Here is a 13,851-nt window from a genome sequence, read left to right on the forward strand (position 1 = left end):
TCTTATTTCAATTCAACCTTAATTTCTTTGATTCCCGTTGTTGCACAGCCTGTCGAAATCGTAGCCGTTCCTGACCCGGAAACTAACCATGAATATTCCTCCGATTCATCCGGTTGGAGAGCATTTCGCAAAAAATACTTTCTTCCGGAAACCATTTTCTGATTACCACTTAACTTAATCTCGGTTTTCATACGGGAAACAAAACGGACTTTATCGCCAATTTCAGCATAAGTTGGCAACATTCCTTTGTTGACCACTTTAATAGTGATGCGGAATAAGTTGTTATCTAACTTTTCCACCAAAGGAATTGACGTTTCAATTTTTGGCATGGCATTCATTAATTCCTCTAAAAAAAGTTTGTGTTTTGAAACGGAATCATCCAAGAATTTTGTCGGAGGATTATTCATACCATACGGAACAAATCCGCCAACTTCAGCTTTTTGATTTGGAAAATCGGGATGTTTTATTGTTGTCCAATTCACAAATACATTGTTTAACTGATTTCTTTCTGCCCATTTTAAAAATTCAATTTCCGGGTTTACCTCTGATTTTTCTCCTTTTTTAGGTTTTTCAGTTTTTGCCTCGGTGGAATCTTTCTTTACTTCTTCTTTTTCCATCCACCATCCGGGCGTTGAAAAACTAAATTTTCCGGCATGGTAATAGGCTGTTTGAGCAAAATTACCTTTAGTCATTGGCAATTTGGGTCCGTCTTTTATCGCTGCTTTTTCGGTATATAATTTTGAAACGTGTTCAGCTGCTTTTACATCATTTTCCAACCAACCTTTTATTATTCTACTTCCGGCTGATTTACTGTCAAATTTTGGAGCTTCAGATAAATTATTATTCATTCCGAATGTAAGCACGCCAAAAATGTTCTGATTGAGGTATAAAAAATCCAACAAAGCTCTGGTTTCAGGTTCTGAAGCCACATAAACACCTGAACCTTTTTCAAAAACAGCATGATCAAAAGTGAAATTTTTATCGATATTTACACCTTCAGAAGCATCTTCGTTGAATTTGCCGTCTTTATCGTTATCAATTCCTTCCGATAACAATCTATATTTGCCTACTTGATTTTTAGACGGATCGGCTTTGATTAAAATTCGAGCATCATCGGGACTTTCAATGTAATTTCCTGTAACGTCTTCTATTCGAACATGTGTGATAAAACCATCTTGATTCAAATCTTCAAAACCATCTTCACCAATTTTCCCATCGCGGTCATCATCTGTTTTGGTAGCATTTCCGCTTCTTTCAAATTTCAATTTATTGAAATAAGCTTCCATCGCATCCGGATTTACTGACGGTACAAAATACAAAGTTTTTTCTGCTAACAATTTTGAAAGGCTTGCATCGTTTAGCAATTGGTCTATCAATTTCAAAGTAATTTGTGTTCCGGCTTGGTGTTTTCCGTCAATTCCTGCGGTAATCAAAAGTGCAGGTTTTGGCTTTTCGGATGACGATAGTGTCACAAGCCAAATGTCTTTTCCTCCAATGCTTTTACCGATGGATTTTAAGGAACAGGATTTACTTTTAGACTCAAATTCTTTGAGCCTTTTGGATAGATTTTCATAAGTAAGGTAATCGTCCTGAGCTTGTAAAAAGCCAAACATCAAGATAAAAAAGAGAAGTAAATGTTTTCTCATAAAAAAGAGTTTAGTTAGAAGCATAAAAATAGTTGTTTCAAACCGAGTAAAATGTTAATTTTAATCTAATCTTTGTTTGGCAAAGAATGAAGCAATACTTTTTTTGATAATTTTACTAAAAATCATACAAAATGAAAATCATCATCATCAATGGTCCTAATCTGAATTTACTGGGAAAACGAGAACCTGATGTCTATGGTAACCAATCGTTTGAAATATATTTTGCCGCCTTACAAAAGAAATATACAGACATTGAACTTTCTTATTTTCAGAGCAATATAGAAGGTGAATTAATATCCAAAATCCAAGAAGCCGGATTTTCTTTTGAAGGAATTATACTGAATGCCGCAGCTTACACTCACACTTCCGTTGGAATTGGCGATGCTGTAAAAGCCATTCAAACGCCTGTGGTTGAAGTGCACATTTCCAACACTTTTGCTCGGGAAGAGTTCAGACATCATTCTCACATTGCTGCTAATGCAAAGGGAATTATTGTTGGATTTGGTTTACAAAGTTATGAATTAGCTTTACAATCTTTCTTAATTTAATTAATCGCATACAACCAATCACTTTAAAAAAACGTCTATACCAATAAAACTACATGAAAAAACTATTCCTTTTGTTGAGCTGTTTGTCCTCATTTTATTCTTTTTCACAAATTAGAGGTACTGTTACAGATGAGGGTGGATTGCCCCTTCCTTTTGTAAATATTTATATTGAAAACACCTATATCGGAACAACTTCCAACGAAAAAGGACAATATGAATTGAATATTCAAAACAGAGAGCAAGTTGCGGTTATCTATCAATATTTAGGTTATAAAACGCAAAAGCACATTCTACAAATTAATCAATTTCCACATTATTTTGATGTTCGATTAAAGGAAGAAAATTACAATCTACAAGAAGTAGTGTTGAGTTCCACTGAAAATCCTGCCAACGGAATAATCAGAAATGCCATTGCCAATCGTAAGCAAAACAGTATGAAAACAGCTCGTTTTACAGCTGATTTTTATTCTAGAGGAATTTTCAGATTGAAAAATGCACCTAAAAAAATACTCGGACAAGAAATTGGCGATTTTGATGGAGCATTAGATTCAACCGGAACCGGAATTTTATATTTATCTGAAACCGTTTCAAAGATTATTTTTGAAAAACCGGATAATCTCAACGAAAAAATAATTGCTTCTAAAATCAGCGGTAGAGACAACGGCTTTAGCTACAATACTGCTAGGGCAACGATTTATGATTTTTATGACAACACTATTCAATTCAGTATTAGTATGATTTCGCCCATTGCGGAAAATGCTTTTGGCTATTATAAATACAGTTTAGATGGAACTTTCTATGATGAAAGAAATAACCTCATCAACAAAATCAAAGTAATTCCCAGAAGAGATACCGAACCCGTTTTTGAAGGTTACATCTACATTATTGAAGACAGTTGGGCAATTTATGGCATTGATTTAGACATTAAAGGATACCGCATGAAGGAAGAATTTTTGGATGTCATGAAGCTCAAACAAAATTTTAGTTATAACGAAACTAATCAGATTTGGGCAAAAAATTCACAAAGTTTAGAATTTGAAGCCGGTGCATTTGGTATAAAATTTACCGGAAAATTTACGCATGTTTACAGTAATTACAATTTCAAACAAGATTTTGATAAAAAGACCTTTTCAAAAGAAGTATTGAGTTTTGAAGAAAATGCCAATAAAAAAGATTCCACCTATTGGAATGTGATGCGTCCCGTTCCATTGACAGAAGAAGAAAATTCAGATTACATTCGAAAAGACAGTATTCAGTTAGTGAGAAAATCAAAACCATATTTGGATTCGATTGACCGAAAAAACAATCGCTTTAAAATTGACAAAATACTAACAGGTTACAGTTATCAAAATTCCGAAAAAAATTGGCGTTTAAACTACAGCGGATTTCTAAAAATGCCTCATTTCAACACCGTTCAGGGTTGGAATCTTTCTACTGATTTGTCTTATACAAAACGAAATGACGACGATAGAAAATATACGACTTTTGGCACACGATTTAACTATGGATTTGCTGAAGAAAAACTCCGCGTTACCGGTTATTTTTCGTCAAGGCTTGATGCTAAAACCAACAGTTTTTTAAACTTCTCCGGAGGAAGTCAGGTCGTTCAATTTAATCAAAACCAGCCCATTAGTCCATTTTTAAATTCAATGGCTTCCTTATTTTTCAAAGAAAACTACATGAAACTTTTTGAAAAAAACTACGTCAGTGCCAGTTATAGTCAGGAGGTTATTAATGGTTTATTCGCCAGTGCATCGCTAGAATATGCCGAACGCAAACCTCTTTTTAATAACACAGATTATGTTTTGATAAAAAACAATAAAGAATATCTATCCAATAATCCCCTTGATGCTACTGATTTTGTAAATGGCGGAATTGATAAACACAATTTGATGAAATTCAATTTGAACACACGCATTAATTTTGGTCAAAAATACATCTCAAGACCGGATGGAAAAATTAATATTGCGAACAATGATTATCCAACACTTATTTTGGGATATGAAAAAGGGTTTGCAGGGAATGAATCGAATTACAATTACGATTTTGTTGCCGGAAGAATTTCCTATGAAAAATCGCTGGGCAACAAAGGAACATTTGCTATTAATTTAAAAGGAGGCAAGTTTTTTAATGCCGAGGAGATTTCATTTGTTGATTACAGTCATTTTAATGGAAATCAAATCAATGTGAGTGCAGAAAATCGTTATTTAAACAATTTTAATTTGCTACCCTATTATTCTCGCAGCACTAACGACAGTTATATGGAAACGCACATTGAACACAATTTTGATGGTTTTATCATGAATAAAATTCCGCTGTTAAATAAATTAAAATCCACTTTGATTATAGGCTATCACCAATTGGCTATTCCCGATGTAAAGCCGTATCAGGAATTTAGTGTTGGATTAGACAAATTAGGTTTTGGAAAGTTTAAACTACTCCGATTAGATTATGTTCGTTCCTACAACGGAAGTCAATATGTTGGCGACGGATTTATGTTTGGCTTACAACTGTTAAGCATTTTTGATTAAACGAAAAAGAGCGAAGAAAATCAAAATACTTCGCTCTTTTTTTTAAAAATATTATTTGGTAAGTTACACTCGAACAATATTTGCACCAATGGCACGTAAACGTTCATCAATTCGTTCATATCCACGATCGATTTGTTCTATGTTTTGAATAGTGCTTGTTCCTTTTGCTGACAAAGCCGCAATCAATAGCGAAATTCCGGCACGAATATCAGGGGATGACATCGTTGTTGCTTTCAATTGCGATTGAAAATTATGCCCGATTACGATGGCACGATGCGGATCACAAAGAATGATTTTCGCTCCCATATCGATTAGTTTATCCACAAAGAACAAACGGCTTTCAAACATTTTTTGATGAATTAGCACCTCCCCTTTGGCTTGTGTTGCCACCACGAGAACTATGCTCAACAAGTCAGGAGTAAATCCTGGCCAAGGAGCATCAGCTACCGTTAAAATTGAACCGTCAATATCTTTTTTAATTTCATAACCGTCTTTGTGTTCCGGAATGTAAATATCATCTCCTCGACGCTCAATTGTAATTCCTAATTTTCTAAATACCGATGGAATAACTCCTAAATTCTCCCAGCTTACATTTTTGATTGTAATTTCACTACGTGTCATGGCTGCTAACCCTATCCAACTTCCAATTTCAATCATATCCGGAAGAATTCGGTGCGTACAACCACCTAGACTTTCGACGCCCTCAATGGTTAATAAATTTGAACCTACTCCCGTAATCTTTGCTCCCATCGAATTAAGCATACCGCATAATTGTTGTAAATAAGGTTCACAAGCAGCATTGTAAATGGTTGTTGTCCCTTCAGCCAATACAGAAGCCATAACAATGTTGGCCGTTCCTGTAACAGAAGCTTCATCCAAAAGCATATAAGCTCCTTTTAGTCTTCCTTCAATTTCAACACCATAAAAGTGATCTTCTCTATTGTAACGGAACTTTGCCCCAAGGTTAATAAATCCTTCAAAATGAGTATCCAATCTTCTTCTTCCAATTTTATCACCTCCCGGTTTTGGAATATATCCTCTGCCGAATCGAGCCAAAAGCGGACCAACAATCATAATCGAACCGCGTAACGAACCACCTTCCTTTTTGAAGGCTTCTGTTTCCAAATAACCCACATTCACCTCATCGGCTTGGAATGTAATGGAACCCGGTCCGTTTTTTTGCATTTTCACACCTAAGTTCCCTAAAAGTGTAATTAATTTATTGACATCCAAAATATCCGGAATGTTATTAATCGTAACTTTCTCGGGTGTTAGCAATACAGTACATAAAATTTGTAAAGCTTCATTTTTTGCTCCTTGCGGATGAATTTCTCCTTTAAGACGATGCCCGCCTTCTATTTTGAATGTTCCCATATTCGTTGATAGCGATTATTTCTGATTGTTATTTTTATACGGTTTTGCCTTTATGTTTTTATTGTTCTTTTTAATCATCGGGTTCTTTTGAATGGCCGGCATATTTTTGTTGGAAACCTTTTTATTGGTTCGCATCAAATCAGATGTATTAAGCAATTCTTCAGTACTTTGGTGCAAATCAATTCTTCCGCCGGAAAGTTCATACAGATGATCAAAAATTGCCTTGTCGTCAACGGTATCTTTGTTCCAACTTAAATAGGATTTTTTCATATGGTTGGCAATCACTTTGATTAAAGCTGATTTTAACTCGCTTTCTTCCCAACTGTTAGCCACATCAATCATGTATTTGATGTTATTTCCGTAGAAACGGTACTTTGGATTTTTTTGAGGATAATCCAAACGTTCCGGTTTGAGATTAATGACATCTCGGGTAGGAATTGGATAAGGGCTGTCAACATCCAATTTAAAATCAGACATAATAAATAATTGATCCCAAAGTTTATGTTGAAAATCCAATACATCACGCAAATGCGGATTCAAACTTCCCATCACTTTAATAATGTAGCGAGCAGCTTTATTACGTTCTTCTTTATCTTCAATAAGTGTTGCCTGATCAATCAATTTTTGCAAATGACGCCCATATTCGGGAATCATCAAATGAGGTCGCTCGGCATTATATTCCAAAACATGCACAATTTCATGTGCTTTTTCATTGTGAGTCATTTTAGTCTTTTTTTAAAGCGAAATTATACCTTCAATAGTAGAAACTTCCTGGTATTTTTCAACCACGTGTTCGGGACTTTCCATATTTACATTTACTGAAACACTGGTAAACTTTCCTGTTTTAGATTGTACGGTGTTAATCACGGCACCCATGTTGTTGAACGCTTCTTCTACGGCAATTATTTTGGTAGTATCGGTTGGTACAATAAATTTATAAAGGTAAATGGAAGGCCAATTTGAAGTAGTTCGCAATTCTTCTTTCAACCTTTCATAAAATTCTTCGGTATTCTTATCCATAACAAATTTAATATAGGCAAATATACAGTATTGATTTTAGATTTTAGAAATTTGAATTTGAATTTTGATGATTTAGGGTCTTGCATAAAACATTCATACATCAAGGATTGAAAATTAGAAACCAAATTTTCTGAACAAAATCTAATAAAACTACTTAAAATAAAGTCAAAAGTTTGTTTTCAAGCAGAGTTATTTTCTAAATTTACCCCCTTATTGAATACATGTGAATAAAGAACTCATCGTTATTACCGGTGGTCCCGGAACCGGAAAAACAACAATTATTAACGGACTACTCGAAAAAGGGTACACTTGTCTTCCTGAAATCTCCAGAGAAATTATCAACGATGCCCGAAAACAAGGTTTTGAACAATTGTTTCTGGAAAAACCATTATTGTTTAGCGAATTACTTTTAGAGGGCAGAAGGAAACAATTCTATCAAGCAAAAGAACACGTTGAAAACCTTATTTTTCTTGATCGCGGCATACCGGATATTTTGGCTTATATGCATTATATCGGAGATAGTTATCCGTCTTTTTTTGACGAAGAATGCAAAAATAACAAGTACACTAAAGTATTTCTTTTACCGCCTTGGGAAGAAATATATCAATCGGATGAAGAACGTTATGAAAACTTTGAACAAGCCAAACTTATCTACAATCATCTCAAAGAAACCTATGAAAAATATAACTATCAACTGATAGAAGTTCCACTAGATCATGTAGATAACAGAATTATTTTTATCTTAGAGGCCATATCTGGATAAATAGAATGGTAAAAGCCGAAGAAATTTTAAAAAAATATTGGGGATACGATGAATTTCGTTCGCCTCAAAAAGAAATCATCAACTCCGTTTTATCAGAATGCGACACCTTTGGATTAATGCCAACAGGTGGGGGAAAATCAATTTGTTTTCAAGTTCCCGGTCTAATGAAAGAGGGAATTTGCTTGGTTATTTCTCCTTTGATTGCTCTGATGAAAGACCAAGTAGAAAATCTAACCAAAAGAGACATTAAAGCATTGGCACTCACTGGTGGAATTTCTACCGACGAAACAATTACCTTGTTAGACAATTGTTTATACGGAAACTACAAATTTCTATACCTCTCACCCGAACGCTTAGAACAGGAATGGGTGTTGGAGAAAATAAAAAACCTCCCACTGAATTTAATTGCTATTGACGAAGCTCATTGTGTTTCGCAATGGGGACATGATTTTCGTCCGTCTTACTTAAAAATAAATCAATTAAAAAGTTTTTTTCCCGCTGTCCCATTTTTGGCATTAACAGCCTCAGCAACAGAACGGGTAAAAAAAGATATTATTGAGCAACTGAAATTGGATAATCCTACTGTTTTTCAAAAATCATTTGCCAGAGAGAATATTGCTTATATGGTGATTGAAACCGAAGACAAGTTGCACAAAATGGAGCAAATTTTGAGCAAAAATCCGGAATCGTCTATTATCTATGTGCGAAATCGAAAATCATGTTATGATGTTTGTAATCAATTGCAACAATTAGGGTTTAAAGCTACTTTTTATCATGGTGGATTGTCGATGAAAGAAAAGACAAAAAACATGGAACTTTGGATGACCGAAAAAGTGCAAGTGATGGTGGCAACCAATGCTTTCGGAATGGGAATTGACAAAGCCAGCGTAAAAACTATTATCCATATTCAACTTCCCGAAAACATAGAAAATTATTACCAGGAAGCCGGACGAGCCGGGAGAAACGGAGAAAAATCATACGCTGTTTTATTAATTGGTCCGGCTGATGTAGTTGCTGCAAAGGCTCAATTTATTTCAGGTTTACCGGATAAAGATTTTCTAAAAACCATTTACATCAAATTGTGTAACTATTTCCAGATTGCTTATGGTGAAGGAATTAATGAGCAATTTTCATTTAATTTGAATCATTTCTGCTCACACTATTCGTTTCCCATCATAAAAACATACGCCGGGCTACAATTTTTAGACCGTCAGGGAATCATCAGCTTTACTCAGGAATATTCAGAAAAAATTAATTTACAATTTATTATTGAAAGTAAGGAAGTCATTCGATACATTAGCTTGAATCCCTCGGAGGAAGAAATTATCTTAGCATTTTTGCGAACGTATCCCGGTATTTATGACTACCAAACTGCCGTAAATCTTTCACTCATTGCAAGAAAAAGTAACAGTTCCGAAGAACAGGTTGAATCCGTTTTAAATCGATTAAAAGAAAAAGGAATTGTGGATTATATTTCTAAAAATAATGATGCAATTATAACTTTTAATGAGGTTAGAGAGGATGAACGCACGATCAACCGCGTTTCAAAATATTTAGAAAAGCAAAATGATTTAAAGAAGGAACAAATCGAAGAAGTTTTTCACTACGTCACCAATCATGAAATTTGTAAAAGTCGTTTTATTGTAAACTATTTTGGCGAAAAAAACACATCTAATTGTGGCATTTGTTCTTACTGTATTTCTAAAAAAGAAAAAAACAAGAACACGATTCAACTTAATCAATTAATTTTAAAGTTGATTGCTGAAAAACCGTTTTCCTCTCGCGAATTGGAGAAAATAACGGATTGTAAAGAACAGGAACTTATCTTTGCCTTACAAGAACTATTGGACGAAGAAAAAATTATTATTCTTCCCAATAATAAATATATAAAAGCTTAGCATGGAAAAATTACGCATTGTTTTTATGGGAACGCCGAATTTTGCGGTTGGGATTTTAGACACAATACTAAAGAACAATTATACTGTACTAGGTGTAATTACAGCTCCCGACAAACCCGCAGGAAGAGGTCAGAAAATAAATACTTCTGCTGTAAAAGACTATGCATTAGAAAAAGGATTAAATATTCTCCAACCTATTAATTTGAAAGACGAAACATTTTTAGGCGAATTAAAAAGTCTTGATGCAAACTGTCAAGTGGTTGTTGCTTTTCGAATGTTACCTGAAGTAGTTTGGAAAATGCCAAAATTGGGTACTTTCAACTTACATGCTTCCCTCCTACCAAATTACAGAGGAGCAGCTCCTATTAACTGGGCTATTATTAATGGTGAAACCACAACCGGAGTAACTACTTTTTTTATTGATGATAAAATTGATACCGGAGCCATCATCCTCTCTGCCGAAACGCCAATTGAACCCACAGAAAATGTTGGTCAATTGCACGACAGACTGATGGTTTTAGGAAGTCAGACCGTGGTAGAAACTTTAGCAGCTATAGAAAACGGAACGGTGCAAACTACATTACAAACTGATTCACCTGAAATAAAAACAGCTTATAAACTTAACCGTGACAATTGCAAAATTGATTGGACAAAATCCGGTGAGAAAATTTTTAATCTCATTCGAGGTTTGAGTCCTTATCCGGTGGCATGGTGTCTTATCCTGGACGAGGGACAAGAATGGAATGTAAAAATTTATGAAGCAACTTTTGAAAAAGAAGTTCATTCATTTGCTGAAGGAACGGTTATATCTACCAAAAAAGAAATGAAGATAGCAGTATCAGATGGTTTTATTCATATCCTTAGCATACAATTCCCGGGAAAAAAGAAAATGTCAACTCAGGAATTGCTCAATGGAATGAAATTTTCGGCATCTGCAATGGCTCTTTAAGTACTGAAAACACTCAAAAAAGAGTAAATATCGGACGAATAACACGGCTTTATCAACAATACAACTCAAGTTATCAACAAAAATGACGAAAACTCACGAAAACACTTGTATAATAAGGAAATCCTACTAAATTTGTTTTAATTAACTTTATGTTTAACCAACAATTAATAACTATTATTATGAACAAATCAGAATTAATCGATGCTATTGCTGCAGACGCAGGTATCACTAAAGCAGCTGCTAAATTAGCTTTAGAATCATTTTTAGGAAACGTAGGTAAAACTTTGAAAAAAGGTGGAAGAGTTTCTTTAGTAGGTTTCGGATCATGGTCAGTATCTAAAAGAGCTGCAAGAGACGGTAGAAATCCACAAACAGGAAAAACTATCAAAATTGCTGCTAAGAATGTTGTTAAATTCAAAGCTGGTGCAGAATTAGAAGGTACAGTAAACTAGACATTGATTTGATATAAAGAAAAGTCTTCCAATTCGGAAGACTTTTTTTTATACTTTTTGTACGAAAGTTTGGTTGTTTTAAAATAAATTAGTTAAATTTAACTAAAAATTGCAAGGATATGATTTCAGAAAAACTTAAAAAAGGTCATTTACTCATTGCAGAGCCTTCTATTTTGGGTGATTTGTCATTCAATCGTTCTGTTATTTTATTGGCAGATCATACTACCGAAGGATCGGTTGGATTTATTTTAAACAAACCACTAGACTACACCTTAATGGATTTAGTTCCCGAGATTGAATAATCCTTTACTATCTATAATGGAGGTCCAGTTGAACAAGATAACCTTTATTTTATTCACAGCATTCCGGATTTAATTCCGGACAGTGTTGAAATTTCTAACGGAATTTATTGGGGAGGCGATTTTGAAAAAACCCGCGACCTAATTAATAGTGGTGAAATTGATAAAGATTCTATTCGTTTCTTTTTGGGATATACAGGCTGGGACGCGAATCAACTGGAAACAGAAATGAATTCCAATTCATGGATTTTAATTGAGAACAGCTATAAGCAAAAGATTCTTCAAAAGTCATCCTCCAATTTTTGGAAAGAAAAAATCATGGAATTGGGCGGAGAATACTTAATATGGTCAAATGCACCTGAAAATCCAATGTTAAATTAATTGATTTCCACCAGCTGATTAATCTTTTCCAATAAAATTTTAGACCAATATATAGTAAAATCTTTTTTGCGGTATTTTGTGATAGGTTGAATACCTTGAATCACATTGGTAATAAAAAGCTCGTCTGCTTTTTGTAAATCAAATGGTGAAATAGGTTCTTCGATCACTTCCAAACCTACTGTTTTTTTTGCAAGTGCTAAAACCTGCTTACGCATAATTCCGTTTAAACATCCCTCTGAAAGCGGCGGTGTAACTAAACGATTTCCTGAAATCATAAATAAATTACCATTCAACGCTTCCACAACATTTTTTTCTTCATTAAGTAACAAACAATTTTGATACCCGTTCTCGTCCGCAAAAATACTTCCAACGGTATTGATTAACTTGTTAGTCGATTTAATTGTAGAAAGTAATTGTTTGGTTATGTAAAAATCTTTGAACAACTCAACTTCATACGGTTCTTCTTTTAATATGTATGATTTACTTTCTAATGTAGTCGTAGAAATTAGAAAAGAGACATTTCTATCAGTTGGCAAATAAAATCCACCATCGTTTCGATAAACCGTAAAGCGAACTCTACAAGAATCTGAGCAAGAATTCATATCGGCTAATTCTAAAATATACTGCTCTAAATTTTCTAACGTAAAATTCATCGGAATTTGCATTCGAATAATTCGCATAGATGCCATTAATCGAAAATAATGGTCTTCCATGAAGAGCACTTTTCCATTCACTACTTTGAGTGTTTCAAACACCGCATCTCCATACAGAAAAGCTCTGTTTTGACTTAAAACTGTCTCCTGTTCCACTAAATTTCCGTTAAGATTAACCATAAAAAAAGCCCTGATTTTACAGGGCAAATATACGTTTATTCCATGTAATTAAACAGAACCAATAACATGCTTTAAATCAGATATTTGATTTTCCCATAACAATTTGGACTCGCTTAACTCATCTTCATAAGCAAAATCAACCACGACTAATGAGACATCTTTGGTGATTTCATCTTCCATGATTTTGAGTTCAAAAAAATAATCAGTGTCTTTATCCTGCTCATCTAACCACTTAAATTTTATTCTTTCGTTAGTTTTTTTGGAAGCCAAACGAGCTTTTTCTAATGTATCATCCCAAATGAATGTAAAAAATTCACCTCTGGAATTTACATTGTCAGCAAACCACTCAGATAAACCCGAAGGTGTAGAAATATATTGATAAAGTAGTTGTGGTGACGAGTTTAAAGGAAACTCTATTTCGTAGCGTACTTTTGTATCCATTCTTACTATTTTTGGGGCAATATATTGATTATTACTTCAAAAAAAAAACGTTTTTTAAAATAAAAATATTTTCTTATTTTATGTTTGTAAGGTTTACTATTATTTATATATTTGCACCCGCATTACCGACAAGGTATTGTGAGAATTTGGCGAGATAGCTCAGTTGGTTAGAGCGTTGGATTCATAACCCAAAGGTCCCGAGTTCAAATCTCGGTCTCGCTACTAAAGTCCCCACTTGGGGACTTTCTTGTTATATGGAATTTGTTGTTTACATGCTTTATTCTGAAAAATTTGATAAAACCTATGTTGGTTTTACTTCATCCTTGATAGAAAGATTTAAAAGCCATAACTTTTTGGCAACTTCCGGTTATACTCTAAAATTCAGACCTTGGAAAGTAGTCTATTTGGAATTTTACAATTCTAAAACTGAGGCTATGAATCGTGAAAAATGGCTCAAAACAGGAAATGGAAGAACTTTCATTAAAAACTTGAAATCCAAAAACTTCTTCTATTAATTTTCAATGATTATACAATTTTTTCTAAATAGCTAAGTTGGTTAAAGCGTTGGATTCATATCCGCCTAGGCGGACCCGAGTTCAAATCTCGGTCTCGCTACTAAAGTCCCCACTTGGGGACTTTCTTGTTATATGGAATTTGTTGTTTACATGCTTTATTCTGAAAAATTTGATAAAACCTATGTTGGTTTTACTTCATCC

The 13,851-nt window shown here is 34.2% G+C and carries 13 protein-coding genes, 1 tRNA gene and 1 pseudogene; 9 read left to right on the top strand and 6 right to left on the bottom strand.

Features of this window, described 5'->3' with window-relative positions; all coding sequences use genetic code 11:
- Nucleotides 1-2: 2 nt before the first annotated feature.
- Nucleotides 3-1,646, bottom strand: a complete 1,644-nt coding sequence (locus ACIQ0M_RS11145) for a M14 family metallopeptidase (protein ID WP_396152236.1) — start codon at nucleotides 1,644-1,646, stop codon at nucleotides 3-5.
- Nucleotides 1,647-1,777: 131 nt separating this feature from the next.
- On the opposite strand from ACIQ0M_RS11145, the gene aroQ reads away from it, so the two are divergent.
- The gene (aroQ, locus tag ACIQ0M_RS11150; protein WP_396152238.1) at nucleotides 1,778-2,194 is read left to right on the top strand and encodes a type II 3-dehydroquinate dehydratase; all 417 of its coding nucleotides are present in this window, start codon (nucleotides 1,778-1,780) and stop codon (nucleotides 2,192-2,194) included.
- 53 nt (nucleotides 2,195-2,247) lie between these two features.
- Nucleotides 2,248-4,725: a DUF5686 and carboxypeptidase regulatory-like domain-containing protein gene (locus tag ACIQ0M_RS11155; RefSeq protein ID WP_396152240.1), complete on the top strand. Its 2,478-nt coding sequence runs from the start codon at nucleotides 2,248-2,250 to the stop codon at nucleotides 4,723-4,725.
- Nucleotides 4,726-4,788: 63 nt separating this feature from the next.
- On the opposite strand, the gene murA is transcribed toward ACIQ0M_RS11155, so the two are convergent.
- Genes murA through ACIQ0M_RS11170 form a run of 3 tightly spaced genes read right to left on the bottom strand, consistent with a single transcriptional unit; the run spans nucleotide 4,789 to nucleotide 7,119 of the window.
- Nucleotides 4,789-6,099 carry a UDP-N-acetylglucosamine 1-carboxyvinyltransferase gene (murA, locus tag ACIQ0M_RS11160; protein ID WP_396152242.1) on the bottom strand — a complete coding sequence of 437 codons (1,311 nt, stop codon included), beginning with the start codon at nucleotides 6,097-6,099 and terminating at the stop codon, nucleotides 4,789-4,791.
- 15 nt (nucleotides 6,100-6,114) lie between these two features.
- On the bottom strand, nucleotides 6,115-6,822 hold the full coding sequence (locus ACIQ0M_RS11165; protein WP_396152244.1) for a DUF4290 domain-containing protein: 708 nt from the start codon (nucleotides 6,820-6,822) through the stop codon (nucleotides 6,115-6,117).
- Nucleotides 6,823-6,834: 12 nt separating this feature from the next.
- Entirely contained in the window at nucleotides 6,835-7,119 is a 285-nt protein-coding gene (locus ACIQ0M_RS11170) for a DUF493 family protein (RefSeq protein WP_396152245.1), read from the bottom strand.
- A gap of 223 nt (nucleotides 7,120-7,342) precedes the next feature.
- On the opposite strand from ACIQ0M_RS11170, the gene ACIQ0M_RS11175 reads away from it, so the two are divergent.
- The 5 genes and pseudogenes from ACIQ0M_RS11175 (at nucleotide 7,343) to ACIQ0M_RS11195 (ending at nucleotide 11,861) form a co-directional block, all read left to right on the top strand.
- Nucleotides 7,343-7,882: an AAA family ATPase gene (locus tag ACIQ0M_RS11175; RefSeq protein WP_396152247.1), complete on the top strand. Its 540-nt coding sequence runs from the start codon at nucleotides 7,343-7,345 to the stop codon at nucleotides 7,880-7,882.
- Between the two features lie 5 nt (nucleotides 7,883-7,887).
- Entirely contained in the window at nucleotides 7,888-9,780 is a 1,893-nt protein-coding gene (locus ACIQ0M_RS11180) for an ATP-dependent DNA helicase RecQ (RefSeq protein ID WP_396152250.1), read from the top strand.
- 1 nt (nucleotide 9,781) lies between these two features.
- Complete coding sequence (fmt, locus tag ACIQ0M_RS11185; RefSeq protein ID WP_396152252.1) at nucleotides 9,782-10,729, top strand: methionyl-tRNA formyltransferase; 948 nt, start codon at nucleotides 9,782-9,784, stop codon at nucleotides 10,727-10,729.
- Between the two features lie 179 nt (nucleotides 10,730-10,908).
- A complete protein-coding gene (locus tag ACIQ0M_RS11190) occupies nucleotides 10,909-11,181 on the top strand; it encodes an HU family DNA-binding protein (protein ID WP_129464469.1) in 273 nt (90 codons plus the stop codon).
- Between the two features lie 119 nt (nucleotides 11,182-11,300).
- Nucleotides 11,301-11,861: pseudogene (locus ACIQ0M_RS11195) on the top strand (YqgE/AlgH family protein).
- Here ACIQ0M_RS11195 and ACIQ0M_RS11200 read toward each other — a convergent pair.
- Nucleotides 11,858-12,694 (bottom strand): aminotransferase class IV, encoded by an 837-nt coding sequence (locus ACIQ0M_RS11200; protein ID WP_396152254.1) that lies wholly within the window; start codon nucleotides 12,692-12,694, stop codon nucleotides 11,858-11,860. The pseudogene ACIQ0M_RS11195 and the gene ACIQ0M_RS11200 overlap by 4 nt on opposite strands.
- Before the next feature lie 48 nt (nucleotides 12,695-12,742).
- Nucleotides 12,743-13,135: an START-like domain-containing protein gene (locus ACIQ0M_RS11205; protein WP_129464466.1), complete on the bottom strand. Its 393-nt coding sequence runs from the start codon at nucleotides 13,133-13,135 to the stop codon at nucleotides 12,743-12,745.
- A 148-nt stretch (nucleotides 13,136-13,283) separates the two neighbouring features.
- On the opposite strand from ACIQ0M_RS11205, the gene ACIQ0M_RS11210 reads away from it, so the two are divergent.
- Nucleotides 13,284-13,357, top strand: a tRNA-Met gene (locus ACIQ0M_RS11210).
- Nucleotides 13,358-13,389: 32 nt separating this feature from the next.
- Nucleotides 13,390-13,650, top strand: coding sequence for a GIY-YIG nuclease family protein (locus ACIQ0M_RS11215; RefSeq protein WP_396152256.1), 261 nt, complete (start codon nucleotides 13,390-13,392; stop codon nucleotides 13,648-13,650).
- Nucleotides 13,651-13,851: the final 201 nt, after the last annotated feature.

Origin of the sequence: Flavobacterium sp., assembly GCF_044339515.1 — a bacterium.
Lineage (GTDB): Bacteria > Bacteroidota > Bacteroidia > Flavobacteriales > Flavobacteriaceae > Flavobacterium.